General features: G+C 63.6%; 26 protein-coding genes. 21 read left to right on the top strand and 5 right to left on the bottom strand.

Annotation, left to right across the window (positions count from 1 at the left end):
* Window positions 1–174 precede the first annotated feature (174 nt).
* From ABWY06_RS00380 to ABWY06_RS00420, 9 genes are all read left to right on the top strand, one after another.
* Complete coding sequence (locus tag ABWY06_RS00380) at window positions 175–1,287, top strand: ATP-NAD kinase family protein (RefSeq protein WP_353923568.1); 1,113 nt, start codon at window positions 175–177, stop codon at window positions 1,285–1,287.
* 68 nt (window positions 1,288–1,355) lie between these two features.
* Complete coding sequence (locus ABWY06_RS00385; RefSeq protein ID WP_353923569.1) at window positions 1,356–2,033, top strand: class I SAM-dependent methyltransferase; 678 nt, start codon at window positions 1,356–1,358, stop codon at window positions 2,031–2,033.
* 16 nt (window positions 2,034–2,049) lie between these two features.
* Window positions 2,050–2,709, top strand: a complete 660-nt coding sequence (locus ABWY06_RS00390) for a DUF4166 domain-containing protein (protein ID WP_353923570.1) — start codon at window positions 2,050–2,052, stop codon at window positions 2,707–2,709.
* The gene (locus tag ABWY06_RS00395) at window positions 2,706–3,302 is read left to right on the top strand and encodes a DUF1287 domain-containing protein (RefSeq protein WP_353923571.1); all 597 of its coding nucleotides are present in this window, start codon (window positions 2,706–2,708) and stop codon (window positions 3,300–3,302) included. The genes ABWY06_RS00390 and ABWY06_RS00395 overlap by 4 nt, the downstream gene beginning before the upstream one ends.
* A gap of 108 nt (window positions 3,303–3,410) precedes the next feature.
* Entirely contained in the window at window positions 3,411–4,331 is a 921-nt protein-coding gene (locus ABWY06_RS00400) for a DUF4344 domain-containing metallopeptidase (RefSeq protein WP_353923572.1), read from the top strand.
* Entirely contained in the window at window positions 4,331–4,783 is a 453-nt protein-coding gene (locus tag ABWY06_RS00405; protein WP_353923608.1) for a thiol-disulfide oxidoreductase DCC family protein, read from the top strand. The genes ABWY06_RS00400 and ABWY06_RS00405 overlap by 1 nt, the downstream gene beginning before the upstream one ends.
* Complete coding sequence (locus ABWY06_RS00410; RefSeq protein ID WP_353923573.1) at window positions 4,770–5,189, top strand: DoxX-like family protein; 420 nt, start codon at window positions 4,770–4,772, stop codon at window positions 5,187–5,189. Before ABWY06_RS00405 ends, ABWY06_RS00410 begins: the two co-directional genes overlap by 14 nt.
* Window positions 5,190–5,205: 16 nt before the next feature.
* Window positions 5,206–6,360 (top strand): saccharopine dehydrogenase family protein, encoded by a 1,155-nt coding sequence (locus ABWY06_RS00415; protein ID WP_353923574.1) that lies wholly within the window; start codon window positions 5,206–5,208, stop codon window positions 6,358–6,360.
* 53 nt (window positions 6,361–6,413) lie between these two features.
* Window positions 6,414–8,192, top strand: a complete 1,779-nt coding sequence (locus ABWY06_RS00420; protein WP_353923575.1) for an ABC transporter transmembrane domain-containing protein — start codon at window positions 6,414–6,416, stop codon at window positions 8,190–8,192.
* Window positions 8,193–8,210: 18 nt separating this feature from the next.
* Here the strand turns inward: ABWY06_RS00420 and rhtA are convergent, their stop codons facing one another.
* The 3 genes from rhtA to ABWY06_RS00435 form a co-directional block, all read right to left on the bottom strand.
* Window positions 8,211–9,074, bottom strand: a complete 864-nt coding sequence (gene rhtA / locus ABWY06_RS00425; protein WP_353923576.1) for a threonine/homoserine exporter RhtA — start codon at window positions 9,072–9,074, stop codon at window positions 8,211–8,213.
* An 88-nt stretch (window positions 9,075–9,162) separates the two neighbouring features.
* Window positions 9,163–9,444 carry a pyrimidine/purine nucleoside phosphorylase gene (gene ppnP, locus ABWY06_RS00430; RefSeq protein ID WP_353923577.1) on the bottom strand — a complete coding sequence of 94 codons (282 nt, stop codon included), beginning with the start codon at window positions 9,442–9,444 and terminating at the stop codon, window positions 9,163–9,165.
* A 178-nt stretch (window positions 9,445–9,622) separates the two neighbouring features.
* Window positions 9,623–10,165 (bottom strand): 3'-5' exonuclease, encoded by a 543-nt coding sequence (locus ABWY06_RS00435; RefSeq protein WP_353923578.1) that lies wholly within the window; start codon window positions 10,163–10,165, stop codon window positions 9,623–9,625.
* Window positions 10,166–10,302: 137 nt separating this feature from the next.
* Here ABWY06_RS00435 and ABWY06_RS00440 point away from each other — a divergent pair, with 137 nt between their 5' ends.
* On the top strand, window positions 10,303–11,175 hold the full coding sequence (locus tag ABWY06_RS00440) for an NAD(P)-dependent oxidoreductase (RefSeq protein ID WP_353923579.1): 873 nt from the start codon (window positions 10,303–10,305) through the stop codon (window positions 11,173–11,175).
* 35 nt (window positions 11,176–11,210) lie between these two features.
* Here ABWY06_RS00440 and ABWY06_RS00445 read toward each other — a convergent pair whose 3' ends face one another.
* Window positions 11,211–11,555, bottom strand: a complete 345-nt coding sequence (locus tag ABWY06_RS00445) for a DMT family protein (protein ID WP_353923580.1) — start codon at window positions 11,553–11,555, stop codon at window positions 11,211–11,213.
* A 160-nt stretch (window positions 11,556–11,715) separates the two neighbouring features.
* Between ABWY06_RS00445 and ABWY06_RS00450 the strand changes: the two genes are divergently transcribed.
* A complete protein-coding gene (locus ABWY06_RS00450) occupies window positions 11,716–11,982 on the top strand; it encodes a YkgJ family cysteine cluster protein (RefSeq protein ID WP_353923609.1) in 267 nt (88 codons plus the stop codon).
* A gap of 53 nt (window positions 11,983–12,035) precedes the next feature.
* Complete coding sequence (locus tag ABWY06_RS00455) at window positions 12,036–12,644, top strand: START domain-containing protein (protein WP_353923581.1); 609 nt, start codon at window positions 12,036–12,038, stop codon at window positions 12,642–12,644.
* A 60-nt stretch (window positions 12,645–12,704) separates the two neighbouring features.
* Here ABWY06_RS00455 and gltA read toward each other — a convergent pair whose 3' ends face one another.
* Complete coding sequence (gene gltA, locus ABWY06_RS00460) at window positions 12,705–13,994, bottom strand: citrate synthase (RefSeq protein ID WP_353923582.1); 1,290 nt, start codon at window positions 13,992–13,994, stop codon at window positions 12,705–12,707.
* A 348-nt stretch (window positions 13,995–14,342) separates the two neighbouring features.
* Between gltA and sdhC the strand changes: the two genes are divergently transcribed.
* From sdhC to sucD, 9 genes are all read left to right on the top strand, one after another.
* On the top strand, window positions 14,343–14,729 hold the full coding sequence (gene sdhC / locus ABWY06_RS00465) for a succinate dehydrogenase, cytochrome b556 subunit (protein ID WP_353923583.1): 387 nt from the start codon (window positions 14,343–14,345) through the stop codon (window positions 14,727–14,729).
* A complete protein-coding gene (gene sdhD, locus ABWY06_RS00470) occupies window positions 14,723–15,091 on the top strand; it encodes a succinate dehydrogenase, hydrophobic membrane anchor protein (RefSeq protein ID WP_353923584.1) in 369 nt (122 codons plus the stop codon). The genes sdhC and sdhD overlap by 7 nt, the downstream gene beginning before the upstream one ends.
* A 3-nt stretch (window positions 15,092–15,094) precedes the next feature.
* A complete protein-coding gene (gene sdhA / locus ABWY06_RS00475; protein WP_353923585.1) occupies window positions 15,095–16,867 on the top strand; it encodes a succinate dehydrogenase flavoprotein subunit in 1,773 nt (590 codons plus the stop codon).
* An 11-nt stretch (window positions 16,868–16,878) separates the two neighbouring features.
* Window positions 16,879–17,598 (top strand): succinate dehydrogenase iron-sulfur subunit, encoded by a 720-nt coding sequence (locus tag ABWY06_RS00480; protein WP_353923586.1) that lies wholly within the window; start codon window positions 16,879–16,881, stop codon window positions 17,596–17,598.
* A 240-nt stretch (window positions 17,599–17,838) separates the two neighbouring features.
* Window positions 17,839–20,670, top strand: coding sequence for a 2-oxoglutarate dehydrogenase E1 component (locus ABWY06_RS00485; protein WP_353923587.1), 2,832 nt, complete (start codon window positions 17,839–17,841; stop codon window positions 20,668–20,670).
* Between the two features lie 42 nt (window positions 20,671–20,712).
* The gene (odhB, locus tag ABWY06_RS00490; RefSeq protein ID WP_353923588.1) at window positions 20,713–21,939 is read left to right on the top strand and encodes a 2-oxoglutarate dehydrogenase complex dihydrolipoyllysine-residue succinyltransferase; all 1,227 of its coding nucleotides are present in this window, start codon (window positions 20,713–20,715) and stop codon (window positions 21,937–21,939) included.
* Between the two features lie 60 nt (window positions 21,940–21,999).
* Complete coding sequence (gene lpdA / locus ABWY06_RS00495) at window positions 22,000–23,436, top strand: dihydrolipoyl dehydrogenase (RefSeq protein ID WP_353923589.1); 1,437 nt, start codon at window positions 22,000–22,002, stop codon at window positions 23,434–23,436.
* A 206-nt stretch (window positions 23,437–23,642) separates the two neighbouring features.
* On the top strand, window positions 23,643–24,809 hold the full coding sequence (gene sucC / locus ABWY06_RS00500; protein WP_353923590.1) for an ADP-forming succinate--CoA ligase subunit beta: 1,167 nt from the start codon (window positions 23,643–23,645) through the stop codon (window positions 24,807–24,809).
* Between the two features lie 2 nt (window positions 24,810–24,811).
* Complete coding sequence (gene sucD / locus ABWY06_RS00505; RefSeq protein WP_353923591.1) at window positions 24,812–25,693, top strand: succinate--CoA ligase subunit alpha; 882 nt, start codon at window positions 24,812–24,814, stop codon at window positions 25,691–25,693.
* The last annotated feature ends 143 nt before the right edge of the window (window positions 25,694–25,836 follow it).

A 25,836-nucleotide genomic window follows, 5' to 3' on the forward strand; every position in this document is an offset into this window, starting at 1 on the left:
AGGGTGGTGCCCCCGGTTTCACGGACCGGGGCGAGCAGGGGTAACGGTGGCATATGACGCAAAACCGTCAATAAAAATGCTAACGAGCGTGGACTTGCAGTTGCCGTGCCAGCAGTCTTGGACGAATTCATGGAAAATGACTGCGCTGCGTTCGTGGAGTTCAATGGGGTCGCTATGTCGGTTTTTCACCTGGGTCTGATCATCAATCCACTGGCTGGGCTGGGCGGCAGCGTGGCGCTCAAGGGCAGCGACGGGGTCGCCGCGCAGGCCCTGGCCCTGGGTGCCGAGCCCCGGGCCACGGCGCGCACGCGCCTGGCGCTGGAGAGCTTGCTGCCGGTGGCCGAGCGCCTGGAATTCGTCACCTTCGCTGGCGCCATGGGCGCCGACCTGCTGCAGGAAATGGGCTTTGCCTATCGCCTGCTCGGTGCGCCGCTGGGCCAGACCAGTCGGGCCGAGGACACCCGGCGCGCGGTCCAGGCCCTGCAGGAGGCGGGTGTGGCCTTGATCCTGTTCGCCGGCGGCGATGGCACGGCCCGTGACGTCTGCGCCGTGGCCAGGCCTTCGCAACCGGTACTGGGTATCCCGGCCGGGGTAAAGATCCATTCCGGCGTGTATGCCATCAGCCCGCGCGCCGCCGGCGCCTTGACCCTGCGCCTGGTCGAGGGTGGCCTGGTGCGCCTGGCCAGCGGCGAGGTCCGCGACCTGGACGAGTCCGCGCTGCGCGAGGGCCGGGTGGCCGCGCGCTGGTACGGCGAGCTGACGGTGCCGGAAGAGGGCGGCTACGTGCAGCAGGTCAAGCAGGCCGGGGTCGAGTCCGAGGAACTGGTTCTGGTGGAACTGGCCGCCTGGCTGGAGGAAAGCTGGTCGCCGCAGGTGCGTTACGTGTTCGGCCCGGGTTCGACGATGCATGGCCTGGCGCAGAACCTGGGCCTGGACACCACGCTGCTGGGGGTGGATGTGATCGAGGATGGCCGGGTGATCGGTCGCGACGTGACCGAGGCGCAGCTGTTTGCTCTGGTCGACGGCCATCCGGCCTGGTTGCTGGTCACGGCGATCGGCGGTCAGGGGCATATCCTCGGGCGCGGTAACCAGCAGATCAGCCCACGGGTGGTCAGGGCCATCGGGCTGGAGCAACTGCGGGTGGTGGCGACCAAACGCAAGCTGGGCACGCTGGAAGGCCGCCCGCTGCGGGTCGACAGCGGCGACCCGAGCCTGGACGATGCCTTTCCCGATGCCGTGCGGGTCTGGGCCGGGTACAAGGACGAATTGTTGTACCCGCTGCAGTAGCGGCGCTGAGCCAGCCGAATCTCAGTGGCGGGTCTTGCTCAAGATGTCAATCATTAAGGAACGGATCCATGGTGCCCGATCTCCCCAATGCCGATGCGCGGGCTCGTACCCGGCGTTCTCAGCAGTACTTCAACCGTTTCAGTCTGTTCTTCTACGATCGGCTGCTGTACGGCCTGGTGTCTCGGCGCGCCTGGAGCTGCCCGCCGCCGGAGCTGGATCGGCATTACGCGAGGTCGATTAGCCAGAATCACTTGGAAGTCGGGGTGGGTACCGGTTATCTGCTGGATCGGGCCACAGGCTTGGGGCCCACCCCGCGTCTGGCCTTGCTGGACTTGAGCAGCAGTTGCCTGGAGAAGACCGCCAGGCGGGTGGCCCGTTATGCCCCCACGCTTTACCAACGCAATCTGCTGGAGCCGATCGTCCTCGATGCCCCTGGTTTCGATTCCATCGCGGTAAACTTTGTTTTGCATTGCGTGCCAGGCGGTTTTGCCGCCAAAGGAGTGGCCTTCGACCACCTGAAACCTTTGCTCAACCCGGGCGGTGTGTTGTTCGGGGCCACCGTGCTGAACCGCGGCGTGCAGAAAAAGCCCTTTGCCCGGCTCTGCCTGGCGTTGCTCAATGGCTTGGGGGTGTTCAACAACCGCGCCGATGATCTGCACGAGTTGCGTGCCTGCCTGCAGCGGCAGTTCAGTCAGGTCGAGGTGCGGGTGATGGGCGTCACGGCGCTTTTTGTGGTGCGGGTATGAGTCTGGGAGCGAAGGCATGACGGGTAGCCTGCACGGCATCGGCGCACCGGCACATAACGCGGGGGGCGAGGGCGAGCTGTTCAAGCGGATCCTCGGCGAGCGCTGGCGGGCCTTGCACCCGGATATCCAGCGGCGCTTCGAATGCAATCCGCTTCCGGGGCAGCCCTTGTTGTACAGCGGTCGGTTGGAGGAACTGAGCTGTTCTTTCTGGGGGCGGCTGTTCGGCCTGCTCACCTGGCCATTGATCAAGGGCGCCTTGATCCCCCATACGGCATTGGATTTTCCGGTGGATATCCGTGTCTACAGCAAGCCCGCTTGCAGCCATATCTTCAAGGAGCGCACCTACCGCTTGCCGGGGCGCAAACCCATCCTGTTCACGTCCCATATGAAACAAAGCCCGGCCGGCGAGGTACTGGAGTATGTCGGCCTGGGGCTGGGCATGAAGCTGCGGGTGTTCGAACAGGAGCACAATTTGCATTTTCAAAGCGACGGCTATTTCTGGGACCTGGGCTTCGTGCGTGTGCCGGTGCACGCCTGGCTGTCGCCCGGGGTTACCTACCTGAGCCATGTCAACGAAGGACCCAACCAGTTTCGTATCCGCATCGATATCATCCACCCGCTGCTGGGCCGGATGTTTACCCAGGCCGGAGTCTTCAGCGCGGTGCCGACGCCATGACCGGAACCACTGTTGGCCGGCTGCTGCGCGCGGGCCTGTTCGCTTTGCTGGCGCTACCCAGCGTGTTGCACGCGCTGGAGCCCCAGGCGTTGCCGGCGGCGGCGCGCCAGCAGGTGGGAGTGACGTTATTCTACGACCCCAGCTATCGGCGCCTGGCCTACCCGGGGGGCGATGTGCCGAAACTGTTCGGGGTCTGCACCGACGTGGTGATCCGCGCCCTGCGTCTGCAGGGCCTGGACTTGCAACAGGCGGTGCACCTCGACATGCGTGAGCATTTTGCCGCCTATCCCAAACAGTGGGGGCTGCGCAAACCCGATGCCAATATCGATCATCGTCGGGTGCCCAACCTGATGACCTATTTTTCCCGTCGCGGCTGGGCGCTCCAACCGAGCCAGAGCCCCGAGGCCTACCGTGCCGGTGATATCGTGACCTGGGATCTGGGGCGTGGGGTGACCCATATCGGCATCCTCTCCGACCGACAGACTGTGGTTGGCGTCCCCCTGGTGCTGCACAATATCGGCTTCGGTGCCCGCGAAAATGACATCCTGTTTAACTATCCGATCCTGGGGCATTACCGCTTACCTTCGCCGTGACGGATCGCTGCAGCGATTGCCAGGGCTGAAGTAGGCGGACAGGGCAATTGCGGGTGGCAGAGAGCCAGTATTATCATCGCGACACGCTGTACCTTGCCTGGGGACCCCATGACTTCGTTTGCCAAACATGCTTTTGCCCTGCTGGGGTCCCTGTGGCCATTGTCCGCCTCGGCGCTGACCCAGGACGACGTGAAAGAAGCCAAGAGCTTTATGCTCAACAACAGCGTCTACGTGCTCTACCACGAGATCGGCCACCTGTTCGTCGGTGAATTCGAACTGCCGGTGCTGGGTAAAGAGGAGGATGCCGCGGACAATGTGGCGACCCTGATGCTGTTGGCCGAGGACACCGACGCCTCGGCCGCGGCGCTCAACGATGCTGCCAACGGCTGGTATCTGTCGGAGTACTCCGACGAGGCGACCCATTACGAAAACGCCGACTTCTACGATAACCACAGCCTGGATATCCAGCGTTCCTATGCCATCGTCTGCCTGATGGTTGGCAGCGATGCCGAGAAGTTCGGCGAGATCGCCGATGAGTTCGACCTGGACAAGGACCGCCAGGAGGGCTGCGCCAGTGATTTCGCCCAGGCGGTCACCAGTTGGGACTCGTTACTGGCCAGTTCCGTACGCGACGGCAAGGCCGGCAAGGCGATCAAGGTGGAGTACGAGTCGGGCGGCGATGACTACCAGGAGGTGGCGAATATCCTCAAAGGCGCCAAGTTCCTCGAGCAGGCCGCCGCGCTGGTCACGGAAAGCTATGTGCTGCCACGCAAGATTACCTTCACCGGCAAGGTCTGTGGCGAGGCCAATGCCTACTACAGCCCCGGTTCGGCCGAGGTGATCTATTGCTATGAGCTGGCGGACTATTTCTATGGCCTGAAGGTCAAGGACATCGCGGCGAACGAGGAGGGCGGCGACGAGGAGGCCGATGACGAGGAGGAGGTCGCCGTCGAAGAGGAGGATGACGAACAGGCCGATGAGGAGTCGCCATCCGCCAGCGGGATTCGCGGCACCTTGTCCACCGAATGATGCCGTTAAACCCAGAGCCCGCCGGGCTGGCACCCCATCTGCAGGCCGCGGACGCCGTGGTGCTGTTCGATGGCGTGTGCAAACTGTGCAATGGCTGGGCGAAATTCCTGATTCGCCATGACCCCAAGCGGCGCTTCAAGCTGGCCTCGGTGCAATCGCCGGAAGGTCAGGCGATCCTTGCGTTCTACGGCCTGCCCACCGACCGGTTCGACACCATGGCCTATGTCGAGGGCGCGCACCTGTATGTGCGCAGTGACGCGGTGCTGCGTATTCTGGCGCAGCTGCCTCGCCCCTGGCGCTGGCTGCGGGTACTGCGTAGCGTCCCGCCGGGCCTGCGCGACTGGCTGTACGATCGCATTGCCTTGAACCGCTACCGGCTGTTTGGCCGGCATGCCAGCTGCCTGTTGCCGCATCCCGATCATCGCGAGCGCTTCCTGCGTGCCGACCCCTGAGCTCGCCAGGCTCAGCCAATTGGCATTGATCGCCCGGGTGGCGCGGCTTGGGTTGGCGGCCGTGTTTATCTACCACGGCCTGGTACCGAAAATTATCTGGCTCAGTCCCCAGGAAGTGGCCATGATCGCGGCCCACGGCCTGGGCGACCAGGCCAGCTGGTTGGCGCCGCTGGCCGGTGTGCTGGAGGTGCTGCTGGGCCTCGCACTGCTGCTGCCCGGCCGGCGCGGGCCGTTGCTCCTTGCTGCGCTGGTGTTGCTGGCGCTGTTGCTGGACGTCGCGTGGTTCGTGCCGTCGCTGTTGGTGCAGGCCTTCAATCCGCTGTCGACCAACTTAATGGCCTTGTGCTTGTGCGCGGTGGCCTACCTGGCGGAGACACCGGCGCGTCCAGCGGCCAACCCCACCTGATCAAGGACAGTAGAAGATGGAGTCGCAAACGAAGGCATTCAGGGTCGTGGTGATCGGCGGCTATGGCAATTTCGGCAGCGTGATCGTCCGCCGCCTGTGCACCCTGGCCGGTGTGACGGTGCTGATAGCCGGGCGTGACCTGGCCAGGGCCGAAGCGCTGGCCGTGCAGACCGGCGCGCTGGCGACCCGACTGGATACCGCTGAGGTCGGTTTGGCGCAGCGCTTCGTCGAACTGGCAGTGGATGTAGTGATCTCCACCGCCGGGCCCTTTCAGGGGCAGGACTATCGGGTGGCTGAAGCGGCGATGGCGGCCCGTGCTCACTACATCGACCTGGCCGATGGGCGTCAGTTCGTCTGCGGCATCACGGCCCTGGATGCCGAGGCGCAGCGTCAGGGCGTGCTGTTGTGCAGCGGTGCAAGCTCGGTACCGGGTCTTAGCGCAGCGGTAATCGACCGTCTGCTGCCGCGCTTCAGTCGGCTGGACAGCATCAATTTCGGCATCAGCTCTTCGGAAAAGACCCCGGGGTTGTCGACCCTGGCCGGGGTGCTGGATTATTGCGGTAAACCCCTGCAACAATGGCACGCCAGTGCCTGGCGCACGGTCTACGGCTGGCAAGGGCTGCGGGCTTACGACTTCGCCGCGCCCCTGGGGCGCCGTTGGACCATCAACTGCGATATTCCCGACCTGACGCTTTTCCCCAGCCGCTACCCGGGGGTGCGCAGCGTGCGTTTTTCCGCCGGCGTGGGGTTGCGGGTCACCCAGGCCGGCACCTGGCTGTTGTCCTGGCTGGTACGCGGTCGCTTGTTGCGCAGCGCGGTGCCCCTGGCACGCTGGTTGCGGCGCGGCGCGGTGCTGCTGGAGCGGTTTGGCGACGGTCTGAGCGGCATGTTCGTACGCCTGGAGGGGCTCGATCCGGAGGGGCGGGCCTTGTTATTGCGCTGGGAGTTGATTGCCCGGGGCAATGATGGCCCGGCCATTCCCTGCATGGCTGCTGTGGCGCTGGTGCGTAAATTGCTCGCCGGTACCTTGACGACCCGCGGGGCCATGCCGTGCATGGGCCTGCTCAGCCAGGATGAATATCTGGCCGAATTGGTTGGCCTGCGCATCACCGCCCACGATTTTGAAGACACAGGTGCGCCGCACGCGGAGGTTGTGCCAGCGTCGAGGTAATGGCTCACCCGTGTGCCCGGCGGTATTTCACTTTACTTGGACAGAATTTCATCATGGACAGATTGCTTTCCCAGGGCCAGCACAAGGCCATTCATTTGGTCTGGCGGTTCGTCAACCCCTACCGTGGACAATTGCTGGGGGCCTTGCTGGCGCTGGTGTTTACCGCGGGTACCACCTTGTTTATGGGGCAGGGGATCAAGGTGCTGGTGGACCAGGGGTTCGCCACCCAGTCGACGGCGATGCTCAACCGCTCGATCCTACTGTTCGGCCTGCTGGTGGTGGCGTTGGCCATCGGCAATTTTTCCCGGTTTTATCTGATCTCGTGGATTGGCGAACGCTTTGTCGCCGACCTGCGCAAGCGCGTGCTCAATCACCTGTTGGGGCTGCATCCCGGGTTCTACGAAACCAACCGCAGCTCGGAAATCCAATCGCGGTTGACCGCCGATACGACGCTGCTGCAGGCGCTGATGGGTTCGACCCTGTCACTGGCCTTGCGTAACCTGCTGATGTTGATCGCGGGCAGTGTATTGCTGGTGCAAACCAACCCCAAACTGTCGGCCATCGTGCTGGTGGCCTTGCCGTTGGTCATTGTCCCTATCCTGCTGTTTGGCCGACGGGTTCGGCGGCTGTCCCGACTGAGCCAGGACCGGGTGGCCGATGTCGGCAGTTACGTGGGCGAAACCCTGGATCAGATCAAGACCGTGCAGGCCTATAACCACCAGGAGCAGGACAAGGCGCGGTTTTCCCGGGCAGTGGAACAGGCCTTCGACATCGCGCGTGAGCGAATAGCGGTGCGGGCGTGGCTGATCACCCTGGCGATCCTGCTGATTCTCGGGGCGGTCGGGGTCATGCTCTGGGTGGGTGGCATGGACGTGATCGCCGGCCGTATTACCGGCGGGGAACTGGCCGCCTTCGTGTTTTACAGCTTGCTGGTGGGCAGCGCGTTCGCCACCCTCAGCGAAGTCATCGGTGAACTGCAGCGCGCCGCGGGTGCCGCCGAGCGGATCGCCGAGCTGATGCAGGCGCGCAGTGAAATCGTCGCGCCCAGCCAGGGCTTGTTGCAGTTGCCGGTGCCGATCAGTGGGCGGATCAGCCTTGAACAGGTGCATTTCGCCTACCCGATGCGCCTGGACCGGCACGCCATCGATGGCCTCAGCCTGACCATCGAGCCGGGCGAAACCCTGGCGCTGGTGGGGCCCTCGGGAGCCGGAAAGTCGACCCTGTTCGATCTGCTGCTGCGCTTTTTCGACCCCCAACAGGGGCGCATCCTGCTCGACGGCCTGCCGATTGCGCAGCTGGAGCCCCATGCCCTGCGCGGTTGTTTTGCCCTGGTGTCGCAGCACCCGGCGCTGTTTTTCGGCAGCGTGGCCGACAATATTCGTTATGGTCGACCCGAGGCCAGCGGGGCCGAGGTCGAGGCCGCCGCGCGGGCGGCGCATGCCCACGGTTTTATCATGAACCTGCCAGAGGGCTACGCCACCCAGTTGGGTGAAGATGGCGTGGGCCTGTCCGGCGGACAACGCCAGCGCCTGGCGATCGCCCGTGCACTGCTGATGGATGCGCCGATCCTGCTGCTGGACGAGGCCACCAGCGCGCTGGATGCCGAAAGCGAGCACCTGATCCAGCAGGCGCTGCCCAGCTTGATGAGGGGGCGCACCACCTTGGTGATTGCCCATCGGTTGGCGACGGTGCAAAACGCTGACCGCATCGCGGTGATGGACCAGGGCCGTATCGTCGCGGTCGGTACCCATCGACAACTGATCGCCAGCAATGCGCTGTATGCGCGCCTGGCCGCGTTGCAGTTCAGCGTGTCCGCTGCGGCCGCGCTGTGAGCCGCGAGCCGAGACCGCTCAGCGCGCGCGTGGCTTGATGGTCAGAGCCGTGCCCAGGGATGCCAGCACTATGGCCAGGATCGCCAGCCATTGGCTGAGGCTCAGCTGCTCGTTCAGGTAGAGCAGCCCGGACATCGCCGCGATGGCCGGCTCCATGCTCATCAGGGTGCTGAAGGTGCGGGTTGGCAGGCGGGTCAGCGCCATCATCTCGAGGGAGAACGGCAACGCCGCCGAGAGCAGCGCCACGCCCAACGCCAAGGGCAGCAGGGCGAGCGAAAACAAGGCACTGCCGGCATGGGCGACGCCGATCGGCAGGACGATAAGCGCCGCGATCAACATCCCCAGCACCACCGTATGCGGTCCGTGGGCGGCCCCGGCCTTCTGCCCGAAGACGATGTACAGCGCCCAGCAGGCCCCGGCGCCCAGGGCCTGGCAGGCGCCCAGCAGGTCCACCGCGTCACTGGCCGCGCCGATGGGCAGCAACAGCGCCAGCCCAGCCATGGCCAGCGCGATCCAGCCAAAGTCGATCAGGCGCCGCGACGAGAGGATCGCCAGTACCAGCGGCCCGGTGAACTCCAGGGCCACCGCCACGCCGAGCGGGAGCCGTTGCAGCGACAGATAGAACAGCAGGTTCATGCAGCCCAGCGCAGTGCCGTAGGCCAGCAGCGCCGGTAGGTTGGCGCGTGTCAGGGTCGCCCGCCAGGGGCGCAGCAACGCCACCAGGATCAGTGAACCCAGGGTCAGGCGCAGGGCCGAGGTGCCCAGCGCGCCGATCTCGGGGAACAGGCCCTTGGCCAAGGCGGCGCCGGCCTGGATCGAAATCATCGCCACCAGTAGCAGACCGACGGGGAACAGCAAGGCCATACGGGAAGTGCTGGGCATCTGGGGTCCTGGATTTGGGCGGGAGCGGCGTTGCAGCGGGCATAAAAAAAGCCGGCCCGAGGGCCGGCCTGGATCAGGATCACCGAACTCAGCGGTATTCGCACAGGTAGGCGGTTTCCACGGCGACCTTGAGCTGGAACTTGCTGTTGGCTGGCACGGTGAACTGCTCGCCCGTGGCGAACGAGGTCCAGGCGTCGCTGTCCGGCAGCTTGACCGTCAGCGCGCCAGCGACCACGTGCATGACTTCCAATTGGTTGGTGCCGAATTCATAGTCCCCAGGAGCCATTACGCCAATGGTGGCGGGGCCTTCGGCCATGGTGAAGGCGATGGATTTAACGGTGCCGTCGAAGTACTCGTTGACCTTGAACATGGGGTGAATCCTCGAAAGGGGCTGAAAAGGGCGGCCAGTATGCCGAAGGCTGGCGGATGCGTCACCGGGATTATCGCCCGCCGGGAGCTTGGGGGTGGCCAACACCGCCCCGGCTGGCCCAGGCCGTCCGTTGGGCGGGCAACCCCCCCCCAGTCGGGGCGTCGCCGCACAACAGCGCCTAACCGGGCATTACCAGCGGCAGCAGCCGCGCGGTATTGCGCGCGTCCTCCAGGGCGCGGTGCGGCTGACCCTGAAAGCTGAATCCGGCCAGCTGCAGCGCGGTGTTGAGCCCCACGGGGTGCCGCAAACGCCGGGCCTGGGCAAACGCCTGCTTGAGGTTGAGGTGAGGCAGTTGCGCCAGGATGCTGTCGAGCCGGTGCCTGCCCCACTCCTGTTCGAGTTGCCGACGATCGTAGTCGCCCCAGCTGACCCAGCCCGCCAGGCGCGCACGGTGGCCAACCAGCCAACGCTCGAACAACGGCCAGACCCCGGTCAGGGGCGCCGCCGCATCGATATCGGTCTGGTTGATGCGCGTCAGCTCGCGGCAGAAGGGGGTCAGGTGGGGGCGGCGCTGCGGATAGACAAAACGCTGGAAATGATCCAGCTCGCGGCCATCGGCGGTCGCCAGCGTGGCACCGATTTCGATGATCTCCATATCGGCCAACGGCCAGCCGCCTTCATCGGTGGTGGCTTCCAGGTCGATGACTATCCAGTGTCCCATAGGCGCTCCCTTGCACTGCTGGCAGTATGCAAGGGCGCCTGGACGGGGTAAACCCGTGCAAGGCTTTTCTTGCCGGGGCGTTCGCAAACGACAGCCAACTGCGCCTAAGCTGTCGACTTGGACCCTGGAGGTGGCAGATGGCAACAGTGGCATTTATCGGGTTGGGCACCATGGGCTTTCCCATGGCCGGGCATCTGGCGTGCGAAGGGCATCAGGTCTGTGTCTACAACCGCAGCCCGGCCAAGGCCGAGCTCTGGTGCGAGGAGTTCGCCGGTGACAGCGCCGCTACCCCGCGGCAGGCGGCGCAGGGGGCCGAGCTGGTGATGATCTGTGTCGGCAACGACCCGGCGTTGCGGGCGGTGGTGTTGGGGGAGGAGGGCGTGCTGGCGGGCATGGCAGCGGGCAGCATCCTGATCGACCACACCACGGCCTCGGCCGATATCGCCCGCGAGCTGGCGGTGCTGGCCGCCGAGCGGGAAGTGGGGTTTCTCGATGCACCGGTGTCCGGCGGCCAGGCCGGCGCCGAAGCGGGCCTGCTGACCATCATGGTCGGCGGCGAGCCGGTGTTTTTCGAGCGTGCCGCGCCGGTACTCGAGAGTTACGCCAAGCAGGTGCAGCGCATGGGGCCAGTGGGCAGTGGGCAGTTGACCAAGATGGTTAACCAGATTTGCGTGGCCGGGGTGCTGCAGGGTTTGGCCGAAGGCTTGCACTTCGCCCGTTGCGCCGGTCTCGACGAAGCGGCGGCCATGGCGGTGATCAGCCATGGGGCGGCGCAGTCCTGGCAGCTTGAACACCGTCATCAGAGCATGTCCCAGGGGCAGTTCGACTTTGGCTTCGCCGTCGATTGGATGCGCAAGGATTTGGGGCTGCTGTTGCAGGAAGCGCAGCGCAATGGCGCGCAATTACCCCTCGCCCGGCTGGTCGACCAGTTCTATGCCGAGGTCCAGGGCATGGGCGGCGGGCGCTGGGACACCAGCAGCCTGATCGCCCGGCTCAACCGCGGAGCCTGATTCGCTGCCCGAGCAGTGCCGTGCCGCGGCGTTGCTCAGGCCGAGCGGAAGATGAAAAACACCGCGCCCAGCATGCACAGGCCGGCCCATAAATAGTCGAGCTTCAAGGGCTGTTGCATATAGAAAATGCTGAAAGGTACGAACACCGCCAAGGTGATCACCTCCTGCATGATCTTCAGTTGCCCCAGCGACAGCTCGCCATAGCCGATCCGGTTGGCGGGCACCATGATCAGGTACTCGAACAGCGCAATGCACCAGCTGACCAGCGCGGCGATCAACCAGGGCTTGGCGCTCATGGTCTTCAGGTGACCGTACCAGGCGAAGGTCATAAACAGGTTGGACAGGCAGAGCAGGGCGGCGGTCTGTAACCAGATGGGCATGATGGTTGTTCCTCGACGCTAAAGCTGGGCAGCCTACCGGCCCCCCGGATCGCCAACAAGAGGGCGCCCCGCCCCGCGGGCAAGTCCACTCGGGGGTGTGCCAATTGCGCGGCGTCGGGAGTAAGATCGCAGCCCCGTGGATTACGAGACCATTGCCGTGATGACCTGCCGTTCGGGCTGTGGCGCCTGTTGCGTTGCGCCCTCCATCAGTTCGCCGCTCCCCGGCATGCCTGACGGCAAGCCGGCAGGCGTCGCCTGCCTGCACCTGCTGGCGGATTACCGGTGTGCGCTGTTCGGTCAAGCCGGGCGGCCCGCCGTGTGCGCCGAGTTCGGCGCGGCCGCCGAGGTCTGCGGCGATGACCGCGAGCAGGCGATTCGCCTGATCGGTTGGCTGGAACAGGCCACGACGCCGGGACCTTTGCATTGAGTGACGCTCGCCGGCCGCGGGCGCTTGCCGAAACCTGAAACAGGAGATTCAAGATGAACGCGCTGCCTCGAATGGCTGTGACTATTGGGCTGGGCCTGCTGTTCGCTGCGGGGGTGCAGGCTGAGGACTGGAAACTGGTCAAGGACGAGTCCGGTATCCAGGTGTATCTCAAGGAAGTGGTGGGCTCCCAGTACAAGGCCTATCGCGGGGTGGCCACCATTGCCGCGAGCATGGCCAAGGTGCGTGCCCTGCAGGACGATGCCGGTGGCGCCTGTGCCTGGATCCACGAATGCAACCAGCAGAAACTGCTCAAGCACGAGGGCGCCGAGAGTTGGACCTACACGCGTTTCAACACCCCCTGGCCGGTGGCGCCGCGGGACTCGGTGCTGCATATCACCAGTCGTGAGGAGGCCGATGGTAGCCTGACGCGGGTGCTACAGGGCGTGCCTGAGTACCTGCCCGAGGAAGACGGCTTCGTGCGGGTGAGCAAGGTCGAGGGCGTGTGGAAGCTGACGCCCAAGGGGCCCGGTAGCGTCGAGGTGATCTATGAGGTGCACAGCGAACCGGGCGGCAGCGTGCCATCCTGGCTGGCCAACAGTTTTGTGGTGGATGCGCCCTTCAATACCCTGGAAGGCTTGCGCCAGCGCGCGGAAAAGCCCTGAGCAGGGTTCGCGCATAAAAAAGGCTGCCCGAAGGCAGCCTTTTTGTGCGTAAAGGACCGCTTACTTGCGTTGGTCCAGCGGTTCAATGTCGCGTTGCGGGTAGCCGGTGTAGAGTTGGCGCGGACGGCCGATCTTGTACGGGCTGGAGAGCATTTCCTTCCAGTGCGAGATCCAGCCGACGGTCCGCGCCAGGGCGAAGATCACGGTGAACATGCTGGTCGGAATGCCGATCGCCTTGAGGATGATCCCCGAATAGAAGTCGACGTTCGGATACAGCGAGCGTTCGATAAAGTAGGGGTCGGTCAGGGCGATCTCTTCCAGGCGCATGGCCAGTTCCAGCTGCGGGTCGTTGGTGATACCCAGTTCGCGCAGCACTTCATCGCAGGTCTGCTTCATCACGGTGGCGCGCGGGTCGCGGTTCTTGTACACGCGATGGCCAAAACCCATCAACTTGAACGGATCGTTCTTGTCCTTGGCCTTGGCGATAAAGGTGTCGATGTTCGACACGTCACCGATTTCGTCCAGCATGCTCAGCACCGCTTCGTTGGCGCCGCCGTGGGCCGGGCCCCACAGCGCGGCGATGCCGGCAGCGATACAGGCGAAGGGGTTGGCGCCCGAAGAGCCGGCCAAGCGTACGGTGGACGTCGAGGCGTTCTGTTCATGGTCGGCGTGCAGGATAAAGATCCTGTCCATGGCCTTGGCCAGTACCGGGCTGATCGGTTTGATCTCGCACGGGGTGTTGAACATCATGTGCAGGAAGTTTTCAGCGTAGGTCAGGTCGTTGCGCGGGTACATCATCGGCTGACCCATGGAGTACTTGTACACCATCGCGGCCAGGGTCGGCATCTTCGCCACCAGGCGGATCGCCGAGATCTCGCGGTGCTGGGCGTTATTGATGTCCAGCGAGTCGTGGTAGAAGGCCGACAACGCGCCAACCACGCCACACATCACCGCCATCGGGTGGGCGTCGCGACGGAAGCCGTTAAAGAAGTTCTTCAGCTGCTCGTGGACCATGGTGTGGTTCTTCACGGTGCTGAAGAACTGCGCTTTCTGCTCGGTGGTCGGCAGTTCGCCGTTGAGCAGCAGGTAGCAGGTTTCCAGGTAGTCGGACTGCTCCGCCAGCTGCTCGATGGGGTAGCCGCGGTGCAACAGAATGCCCTGGTCGCCATCGATATAGGTGATCTTCGACTCGCAAGAGGCGGTCGACATAAAGCCAGGATCAAAAGTGAAACGGCCCGTGGCAGTCAGCCCCCGTACATCCACTACATCGGGACCCACGGTGCCGGTTAAAATGGGCAGCTCGACGGGGGCTACGCCCTCGATGATCAACTGTGCTTTTTTGTCAGCCATGTGTGGCCTCCTATTTATGCTTGAAATCAGCGGACTACCCCCCACGCAGGGACCGCAACACTATAGAGAGATAAATTTGAAAGTCAATTTGCGCTAACCCAGGCGGCAGAGGGGTTCCAGGGCTATTCGGGGGGGGCGCAAGGGGCTGTTTACGCCATTTCCAGGCGGCGCGCAATGCGCTCTTCGGGGCAGGCCTGCGCGTTGTCATTAGTAACCTAACTGTCTATACTCTGCGACCGACCGCCAGGGCTTTAGGGCCTGTATTTGGCGGTCGTCACTCCTTGGGTGATGGGTACCTGACCAGTCCACTTCCCGACAACTTTGCCCTGATTGTTAGGGGCTCTCAGTGTGAAAAAAGCCGTGAATAGCCAAAGACCTGTAAACCTCGACCTTAGGACTATCAAACTTCCAATCACTGCTTACACGTCCATCCTTCACCGCATTTCCGGTGTCATCCTTTTCGTCGGCCTTGCCATCATGCTCTATGCATTCGACAAGTCGCTGAGCTCCGAGGAAGGCTTCCAAGAGGTGAAGGCGTGTCTGGCCAGTCCACTGGCCAAATTTGTGATCTGGGGGCTGATGTCCGCGTTGCTCTACCACCTGGTGGCCGGTGTGCGCCATCTGATCATGGACCTGGGTATCGGTGAGACGCTGGAAGGCGGCAAGCTGGGCTCGAAAATCGTTCTCGCCATCTCCGTGGTGCTGATCGTGCTGGCAGGGGTATGGATATGGTAACCAACGTCACGAACCTATCCCGTTCGGGGCTTTACGACTGGATGGCCCAGCGGGTCTCCGCGGTCGTGCTCGCGGCTTATTTCCTGTTCCTGCTGGCATACATCATCGCCAGCCCGGGCCTGGGCTACAGCGAGTGGCATGGTCTGTTCTCGCAGAACTGGATGCGCATTTTCAGCTTGTTGGCCCTGGTGGCCCTGGGCGCACACGCCTGGGTCGGCATGTGGACCATTTCCACCGATTACCTGACCCCGATGGCGTTGGGCAAGTGGGCGACTGGCGTGCGTTTTCTGTTCCAGGCCGTGTGTGGCATCGCCATGTTCGCGATGTTCGTCTGGGGCGTGCAGATTCTTTGGGGTATCTGATTCATGGCTAATATAAGTACGCTTTCCTTCGACGCCATCATCGTCGGCGGCGGCGGTGCTGGCATGCGTGCCGCGCTGCAACTGGCACAAGGCGGCCACAAGACTGCCGTTGTCACCAAGGTCTTCCCGACCCGTTCGCACACCGTGTCCGCCCAGGGCGGCATCACCTGCGCCATCGCTTCGGCTGATCCAAACGACGACTGGCGCTGGCACATGTACGACACCGTCAAAGGGTCGGATTACATCGGTGACCAGGATGCCATCGAATACATGTGCTCGGTCGGCCCGGAAGCGGTGTTTGAACTGGAACACATGGGCTTGCCGTTCTCCCGTACCGAACAGGGCCGCATTTATCAGCGTCCGTTCGGTGGCCAGTCCAAGGGGCCGGACAATCCGACCCAGGCCGCCCGTACCTGCGCCGCAGCCGACCGTACTGGCCATGCCCTGTTGCACACCCTGTACCAGGCCAACCTGAAGGCCAACACCGTATTCCTCAACGAGTGGTACGCGGTGGACCTGGTGAAGAACCAGGACGGCGTCATCGTTGGCATCATCGCCATCTGCATCGAAACCGGCGAGACCTCCTTTATCCGTTCCAAGGCTACCGTACTGGCCACCGGCGGTGCGGGCCGCATCTACTCGTCCACCACCAACGCCCTGATCAACACCGGTGACGGCGTCGGCATGGCCCTGCGCGCGGGCGTGCCGGTGCAGGACATCGAAATGTGGCAATTCCACCCCACTGGCATCGCTGGCGCGGGTGTGCTGGTGACCGAAGGTTGCCGGGGTGAAGGCGGTTATCTGATCAACAAGCACGGCGAGCGTTTCATGGAGCGCTACGCGCCCAACGCCAAGGACCTGGCTGGCCGCGATGTGGTCGCCCGCTCCATGGTCAAGGAAATCATCGCCGGCAACGGCTGTGGTCCGGATGGCGACCATGTCATGCTCAAGCTCGATCACCTGGGCGAGGAGGTGCTGCACAGCCGCCTGCCGGGTATCTGTGAGCTGTCCAAGACCTTCGCCCACGTCGACCCGGTGACGGCGCCGGTTCCCGTGGTGCCGACCTGCCATTACATGATGGGCGGCGTCGCCACCAACATCCATGGCCAGGCCATGACCCAGGATGCCAGCGGCAACGATGTGATCATTCCGGGCCTGTTCGCCGTGGGCGAGGTGGCCTGTGTGTCGGTGCACGGTGCCAACCGCCTGGGTGGCAACTCGTTGCTCGACCTGGTGGTGTTCGGCCGTGCGGCCGGCTTGCACCTGGAAAAGGCCCTGAAAGAGGGCGTCGAGTACCGCAATGCCAGCGCGACCGATATCGACGTGGCTCTGGCTCGCCTGAACGGCCTGAACGCGCGCACCACCGGCGAAGACGTGGCCCCGCTGCGTAAAGAGCTGCAGAGCTGCATGCAGAACTACTTCGGCGTGTTCCGTACCGGCGAATACATGCAGAAGGGCATCGCCCAGCTGGCCGACCTGCGTCAGCGCATCGCCACCGTCAAGATCGCCGACAAGAGCCAGGCGTTCAACACCGCCCGGATCGAAGCGCTCGAACTGCAGAACCTGCTGGAAGTGGCCGAAGCCACGGCCATTGCGGCCGAAACCCGCAAGGAATCCCGTGGCGCCCATGCCCGCGAGGACTTCGAAGACCGCGACGACGAAAACTGGCTGTGCCATTCCCTGTACTTCCCGGGTGAGAAACGTGTTGCCAAGCGCGCTGTGAACTTCGCGCCGAAGACCGTTCCTGCTTTTGAACCCAAAGTGCGTACTTATTAAGGGTAGCCACCATGTCTCTTGGTAAAACTTTGCAAGTCAGCGTTTATCGCTACAACCCGGAAAAAGACGCCGCGCCCTTTATGCAGGACTTCACCGTCGAGATCGACGGCAAGGACCTGATGGTGCTGGACGTACTGGCGCTGGTCAAGGAACAGGACGAGGGGTTCTCCTACCGTCGCTCCTGTCGCGAAGGGGTCTGTGGCTCCGACGGCATGAACATCAACGGCAAGAACGGCCTGGCCTGCGTCACCCCGCTGTCCGCGGTGGTCAAGGGTAACAAGCTGGTGGTGCGCCCGCTGCCCGGCCTGCCGGTCATTCGTGACCTGGTGGTCGACATGAGCATCTTCTACAAGCAGTACGAGAAGGTGAAACCCTTCCTGCAGAACGATACGCCGGCACCGGCCATCGAACGCCTGCAGACCCCGGCTGAGCGGGAGAAGCTCGACGGGCTGTACGAGTGCATCCTGTGCGCCTGCTGTTCGACGTCCTGCCCATCGTTCTGGTGGAACCCCGACAAGTTCCTCGGTCCGGCCGCGTTGTTGCAGGCCTACCGGTTCCTGGCTGACAGCCGCGATACCAAGACCGAAGAGCGCCTGGCCGCGCTGGACGATCCGTTCAGCGTGTTCCGCTGCCGCGGCATCATGAACTGCGTCAGTGTGTGCCCGAAGGGCTTGAACCCGACCAAGGCTATCGGCCATGTGCGGAACATGCTGCTGCAAAGCGCGACCTGATACGGTTTGACCGCAAGACCCGTGGTGACGAGTGGATTTCGTCGCCACGGTTGACTCGAACCTGCGCCCACAAAGCCAGGGTTCTTACTCGAAAAATTTGACGACCAGCAGGGGCATCCGGGCTGGTGCCCGGACTATCTGCGGGATCCGAAGTGGGCTGAACCGGTCGCTGTCACAGGAACGGTGCAGACCCCTGCGGTTTCCACGCCGGTGGTGTCCCCTTACCGAGGGTGACCTAGCATGCAAGAAAGCGTGATGCAGCGCATGTGGGACAGTGCCCACCTATCCGGTGGTAACGCTGCCTACGTGGAAGAGCTCTACGAGCTCTACCTGCACGATCCCAACGCCGTGCCCGAAGAGTGGCGCACCTATTTCCAGAAGTTGCCGGCTGACGGCAACGCTGCTACCGATGTGTCGCACTCCACGGTGCGCGACCATTTTGTGTTGCTGGCGAAAAACCAGCGGCGCGCGCAGCCGGTCTCCGCCGGCAGCGTCAGCAGCGAACACGAAAAGAAACAGGTGGAAGTGCTGCGTCTGATCCAGGCGTATCGCATGCGTGGTCACCAGGCGGCCAAGCTCGACCCGCTGGGCCTGTGGCAGCGCACCGCGCCGGCCGACCTGTCGATCAATCACTACGGCCTGACCAATGCCGACCTGGACACCATCTTCCGTACCGGTGGCCTGTTTATCGGCAAGGAAGAGGCGACCCTGCGTGAAATCCTCGAGGCCTTGCAGCAGACCTACTGCCGCACCATCGGTGCCGAGTTCTCCCATATCGTCGATTCCGAGCAGCGCAGCTGGTTCCAGCAGCGTCTGGAAAGCGTGCGCGGTCGTCCGGTGTTTTCGGCCGAGGTCAAGAGCCACCTGCTGGAGCGCCTGACCGCCGCTGAAGGCCTGGAAAAATACCTGGGCACCAAGTATCCGGGTACCAAGCGTTTCGGCCTGGAAGGTGGCGAAAGCCTGATTCCCTTGCTCGATGAGTTGATCCAGCGCGCCGGCTCCTATGGCACCAAGGAAATCGTCATCGGCATGGCCCACCGCGGCCGTCTCAACGTGTTGGTCAACACCTTCGGCAAGAACCCGCGTGACCTGTTCGACGAGTTCGAAGGCAAGAAAGTCGAAGGCCTCAGTTCGGGCGACGTGAAGTACCACCAGGGCTTTTCGTCCAACGTGATGACCACCGGCGGCGAAGTGCACCTGGCACTGGCCTTTAACCCCTCGCACCTGGAAATCGTCTCTCCGGTGGTCGAGGGTTCGGTGCGCGCGCGCCAGGACCGGCGCAATGACAGCACCGGCGACAAGGTGCTGCCGGTATCCCTGCACGGCGACGCGGCCTTCGCCGGCCAGGGCGTGGTGCTGGAAACCTTCCAGATGTCCCAGACCCGGGGCTTCAAGACGGGCGGCACCGTCCATATCGTGATCAACAACCAAGTCGGCTTCACCATCAGCAACCCCGAGGACTCGCGCTCCACCGAGTACTGCACGGACGTGGCCAAGATGATCGAGGCGCCGATCCTGCACGTGAACGGCGATGACCCGGAAGCGGTGTTGTTCGTCACCCAGCTGGCCATGGACTACCGCATGCAGTTCAAGCGGGACGTGGTCATCGACCTGGTCTGCTACCGCCGTCGCGGCCACAACGAGGCCGACGAGCCCAGCGGCACCCAGCCGATGATGTACCAGCAGATCGCCAAGCAGCGCACCACCCGTGAGTTGTACGCCGAGTCGCTGATCCAGTCGAGCACCCTCAGCGAAGAGCGCGTCCAGGAAAAAATGGACGAGTACCGCAACGCCCTGGACAATGGCCTGCACGTGGTCAAGAGCCTGGTCAAGGAACCGAACAAGGAACTGTTCGTCGACTGGCGTCCGTACCTGGGCCACGCCTGGACCGCGCGTCACGACACCCGCTTCGACCTCAAGACCTTGCAGGAACTGTCGAACAAGCTGCTGGAAACCCCGGACGGCTTCGTCGTGCAGCGCCAGGTGTCGAAGATCCTCGAAGACCGGCAGAAGATGAGTGCCGGTGGCTTGCCGATTAACTGGGGTTTCGCTGAAACCATGGCTTACGCCACCCTGTTGTTCGAAGGCCACTCGATCCGCCTGACCGGCCAGGACGTCGGCCGCGGGACCTTCTCGCACCGCCATGCGGTGCTGCACAACCAGAAGGAAGCCGGTACCTACGTGCCGCTCAAGCAGCTGTACAACGGCCAGCCGCGTTTCGACCTGTACGACTCGTTGCTGTCCGAAGAAGCGGTATTGGCCTTCGAATACGGTTACTCCACCACCAAGCCCGATGCACTGGTGATCTGGGAAGCGCAGTTCGGCGACTTCGCCAACGGTGCCCAGGTGGTAATCGACCAGTTCATCACCAGTGGCGAGCACAAGTGGGGCCGTCTGTGCGGCCTGACCATGCTGCTGCCGCACGGCTACGAAGGGCAGGGGCCTGAGCACTCCTCGGCGCGCCTGGAGCGGTTCCTGCAGCTGAGTGCCGAGCACAATATCCAGGTGTGTGTGCCGACCACCCCGGCGCAGGTCTACCACATGCTGCGTCGCCAGGTGATCCGCCCGCTGCGCAAGCCGCTGATCGCCCTGACGCCCAAGTCGTTGCTGCGCCATAAGCTGGCCATCTCGACCCTGGAAGACCTGGCGGACGGCTCCTTCCAGACCGTGATTCCCGAAATTGACCCGATCGATCCGAAGAAAGTGACGCGGGTGGTGCTGTGCAGCGGCAAGGTCTATTACGACCTGCTGGACAAACGCCGCAGCGAAGGCCGTGACGATATCGCCATCGTGCGCATCGAACAGCTGTACCCCTTCCCGGAGGACGACCTGGCCGAGGTGCTGGCCCCCTACAAGAAGCTCAAGCACGTGGTCTGGTGCCAGGAAGAGCCGATGAACCAGGGCGCCTGGTACTGCAGCCAGCATCACATGCGGCGGGTCATCACCGCGTCGAACAAGGCGCTGTTCCTCGAGTATGCCGGTCGGGACGCTTCCGCTTCGCCCGCCTGTGGTTATGCCTCGATGCACGCCGAACAGCAGGAAAAACTCCTGCAAGACGCCTTTACTGTTTAACGCCTTCGCGTAGAAGCAACCGAATTTAAGGAATTGCACACAATGGCTATCGAGATCAAAGCCCCTACATTTCCGGAATCCGTCGCCGATGGCACCGTTGCCACCTGGCACAAGAAGCCGGGCGATGCGGTCAAGCGTGACGACCTGATCGTCGACATCGAAACCGACAAGGTGGTGATGGAAGTACTCGCCGAGGCCGACGGCGTCCTGGGCGCCATCGTGAAAAATGAAGGCGACACCGTGCTCAGCGGCGAAGTGCTGGGCAGCCTGACCGCCGGTGGCGCGGCCGCTGCCGCAGCCCCGTCCGCGCCGGCCGCCACTGCCGCGGCCGCGCCGGCCGCGGCTGGCAGCGCCGAGGAGCTGATCCTGGCGCCAGCCGCGCGCAAGCTGGCTGAAGAAAACGGCATCGACGTCAGCAGCATCGCCGCCACCGGTAAAGGCGGGCGCGTGACCAAGGAAGACGTGGTCGCCGCCATCGAAGCGAAGAAATCCGCCCCCGCCGCCGCGCCAGCGACGGCCAAAGCGGCTGCGCCCGCCGCCGCCGCGCCGGTGTTCGCCGCTGGCGATCGCGTCGAGAAACGCGTGCCCATGACCCGTCTGCGGGCCAAGGTCGCCGAGCGCCTGGTCGAAGCCCAGTCGAACATGGCCATGCTGACCACCTTCAACGAAGTCGACATGACCGAAGTCATGGCGCTGCGGGCCAAGTACAAGGACCTGTTCGAGAAGTCCCACAACGGCGTGCGCCTGGGCTTTATGTCCTTCTTCGTCAAGGCCTGCACCGAGGCGCTGAAACGCTTCCCGGCGGTCAATGCCTCGATCGACGGCACCGACATCGTCTACCACGGTTACTCCGATATCGGCGTGGCCGTGTCCAGCGACCGTGGCCTGGTGGTCCCGGTGTTGCGCAACGCCGAGCTGATGAGCCTGGCCGAAATCGAAGGCGGCATCGCCGGCTTCGGCAAGAAAGCCAAAGACGGCAAGCTGACCATCGACGACATGACCGGTGGCACCTTCACCATCACCAACGGCGGCACTTTCGGTTCGATGATGTCGACGCCGATCGTCAACCCGCCCCAGGCGGCGATCCTCGGCATGCACAACATCCTGCAGCGGCCGATGGCGATCAACGGTCAAGTGGTGATCCGGCCGATGATGTACCTGGCGTTGTCCTACGACCACCGCCTGATCGACGGCAAGGAAGCGGTCAGCTTCCTGGTTACCGTCAAGAACCTGCTGGAAGATCCGGCGCGCCTGCTGCTGGACATCTAAGTCTTTCCCCACGGCGGCCCTCACAAGGGGCCGTACGGTTCTCTCCGAGAAGGAACAGTTATGACCCAGAAATTCGACGTGGTAGTGATTGGCGCCGGCCCAGGGGGCTATGTGGCCGCCATTCGTGCCGCGCAACTTGGCCTGAAGACTGCTTGCATCGAGAAGTACCAGGACAAGCAGGGCAAGGTCGCGCTGGGCGGTACCTGCCTGAACGTCGGCTGCATCCCCTCCAAGGCGCTGCTGGACAGCTCTTTCAAGTTCCACGAAGCCCAGCACGGCTTTGCTGTCCACGGCATCTCGACCAAGGACGTCAGCATCGACGTGCCGGCCATGGTTGGTCGCAAGGACCAGATCGTCAAGAACCTCACCGGCGGCGTTGCCACCCTGTTCAAGGCCAACGGCGTGACCCTGCTGGAAGGCCACGGCAAGCTGCTGGCGAACAAGCAGGTCGAAGTCACCGGCACCGACGGCAAGACCCAGGTCGTTGAAGCGACCCACGTGATCATCGCTTCGGGTTCCAAGCCGATCGACATTCCGCCGGCCCTGGTCAACCAGGACACCATCGTCGACTCCACCGGCGCGCTGGACTTCCAGTCCGTGCCGAAGAAGCTGGGCGTGATCGGTGCCGGTGTGATCGGCCTCGAGCTGGGTTCGGTCTGGGCCCGCCTGGGCGCCGAAGTGGTCGTACTCGAAGCGCTGGACAAGTTCCTGCCGGCGGCCGACGAGCAGATCGCCAAGGAAGCCCTGAAGATCCTCAACAAGCAAGGCCTGAACATCCGCCTGGGTGCCCGCGTCACCGGTTCGGAAGTGAAGAAGAAGCAGGTCACCGTCAATTTCACCGACGCTGACGGCGAACAGCAGATGACCTTCGACAAGCTGATCGTTTCGGTTGGCCGTCGCCCGGTGACCACCGACCTGCTGGCCTCCGACAGCGGCGTGGACCTGGACGAGCGCGGTTTCATCTTCGTCGACGGCCAGTGCCTGACCAGCGTGCCGGGCGTCTACGCCATCGGCGACGTGGTGCGTGGCCCGATGCTGGCGCACAAGGCCTCGGAAGAGGGTGTGATGGTGGCCGAGCGCATCGCCGGCCACAAAGCCCAGATCAACTACGACCTGGTGCCATCGGTGATCTACACCCACCCGGAAATCGCCTGGGTCGGCAAGACCGAGCAGCAGCTCAAGGCTGAAGGCGTGGCCGTCAACGTCGGCACCTTCCCCTTCGCGGCCAGCGGTCGGGCCATGGCGGCCAACGACACCGCCGGCCTGGTCAAGGTCATCGCCGATGCCCAGACCGACCGCGTCCTGGGTGTGCACGTGATTGGCCCTGCCGCCGCCGAGCTGGTGCAACAGGGTGTGATCGGCATGGAGTTCGGCACCAGTGCCGAAGACCTCGGCATGATGGTGTTCTCGCACCCGACCATGTCCGAAGCGCTGCACGAAGCGGCCCTGGCCGTGAATGGCCACGCCATCCACATCGCCAACCGCAAGAAGCGCTAAACAGCAGGTTCGGGTCCGCGGCGCCGCGCAGGCGAGCGCCGCCGACCCAGGTAACAACAAGAACCACGGCAGGCGGCCCGCGTTCACCCCTTCGGGACGTGCGCGGAAGGCTCAGCCGGACTGTTTCATCGAAAACGGTCACAGGTGGCGCGGCAGTTTGCATGCAGCGCCGAATGCGCAATACCTAACGAAGACGGTAGACAAGCATGAATCTTCACGAATATCAGGGTAAGCAGCTGTTCGCCGAATACGGTCTGCCCGTATCCAAAGGCTATGCCGTGGACAGCGCCGACGCCGCTGCGGAAGCGTGCGACAAGATCGGCGGCACCGAGTGGGTGGTCAAGGCCCAGGTTCACGCCGGTGGCCGCGGCAAGGCTGGCGGTGTCAAGCTGGTTCGCAGCAAGGAAGATGCCAAGGCATTCGCTCAACAGTGGCTGGGCAAGCGTCTGGTGACCTACCAGACCGACGCCAACGGTCAGCCGGTCAACCAGATCCTGGTCGAGTCCTGCACCGACATCGCCAAGGAGCTCTACCTGGGCGCCGTCGTCGATCGCTCCAGCCGTCGTATCGTGTTCATGGCCTCCACCGAAGGTGGCGTGGACATCGAGAAGATCGCTCACGACACCCCTGAGAAGATTCTCAAAGCCACCATCGACCCGCTGGTCGGCGCTCAGCCGTTCCAGGGCCGTGACCTGGCGTTCCAGCTGGGCCTGACCGGCGAGCAGATCAAGCAGTTCACCCATATCTTCATGGGTCTGGCCAAGCTGTTCCAGGACTACGACCTGGCGCTGCTGGAAGTGAACCCGCTGGTGATCAAGGCTGACGGCAACCTGCACTGCCTGGACGCCAAGATCAATATCGACGCCAACGCCATGTATCGCCAGCCCAAGCTGCGTGCCATGCATGACCCGTCCCAGGACGATCCGCGTGAAGCCCACGCTGCCAAGTTCGAACTGAACTACGTGGCTCTGGAAGGCAACATCGGTTGCATGGTCAACGGCGCTGGCCTGGCCATGGGCACCATGGACATCGTCAACCTGCACGGTGGCAAGCCGGCCAACTTCCTCGACGTGGGCGGCGGCGCCACCAAAGAACGCGTGACCGAGGCCTTCAAGATCATCCTGTCCGACAGCAATGTCGCGGCGGTCCTGGTGAACATCTTCGGCGGCATCGTGCGCTGCGACATGATTGCTGAAGGCATCATCGGCGCGGTCAAGGAAGTCGGCGTGAAGATCCCCGTGGTCGTCCGTCTGGAAGGTAACAACGCTGAACTGGGCGCCAAGGTCCTGGCCGAAAGCGGTCTGAACATCATCGCGGCAACCAGCCTGACCGACGCTGCTCAGCAAGTCGTCAAAGCTGCGGAGGGCAAGTAATAATGAGCGTCCTGATCAATAAAGACACCAAGGTCATCTGCCAGGGCTTCACCGGTTCGCAGGGTACTTTCCACTCCGAACAAGCCATCGCCTACGGCACCAAGATGGTCGGCGGCGTGACGCCGGGCAAGGGTGGCACCACCCACCTGAACCTGCCGGTGTTCAACACCGTGCGTGAAGCCGTGGAAGCCACTGGCGCCACCGCCAGCGTGATCTACGTTCCGGCTCCGTTCTGCAAGGACTCGATCCTGGAAGCGGCCTTCGGCGGCATCAAGCTGATCGTCTGCATCACCGAAGGCATCGCCACCATCGACATGCTGGAAGCCAAGGTCAAATGCGACGAGCTGGGCGTGGTCCTGATCGGGCCGAACTGCCCCGGCGTGATCACCCCGGGCGAATGCAAGATCGGCATCATGCCCGGTCACATTCACCTGCCGGGCAAGGTCGGTATCGTCTCGCGTTCCGGCACCCTGACCTACGAAGCCGTGAAGCAGACCACCGACGCCGGCTTCGGCCAGTCCACCTGCGTGGGCATCGGCGGTGACCCGATTCCGGGCTCGAACTTCATCGATATCCTGAAACTCTTCCAGGAAGACCCGAAGACCGAGGCGATCGTGATGATTGGCGAGATCGGCGGTTCGGCCGAAGAAGAGGCCGCGGCCTACATCAAGGCCCACGTGACCAAGCCGGTGGTGTCCTACATCGCCGGCGTCACCGCGCCACCCGGCAAGCGCATGGGTCACGCCGGTGCGATCATCTCCGGTGGTAAGGGCACCGCCGACGAGAAATTCGCCGCGCTGCAGGACGCCGGTGTCAAAACCGTACGTTCGCTGGCCGACATCGGCAAGGCCTTGGCCGAGCTGACCGGTTGGGCCGTCAAGTAAGGGCATTTATGCCGTTGCTTCGCTGCTGAGAAAAGCCACCTTCGGGTGGCTTTTTTTATGCCCATGGATGCCGCGCCGCGCCGCGCTTTACGAGGGCGGGCTAGCCGCGCAGGACACTGGACTGGCCAAGTGCACCGTGCTGA

Origin of the sequence: Pseudomonas sp. (assembly GCF_040514055.1) — a bacterium.
In the GTDB taxonomy this organism is placed as follows: Bacteria; Pseudomonadota; Gammaproteobacteria; order Pseudomonadales; family Pseudomonadaceae; genus Aquipseudomonas.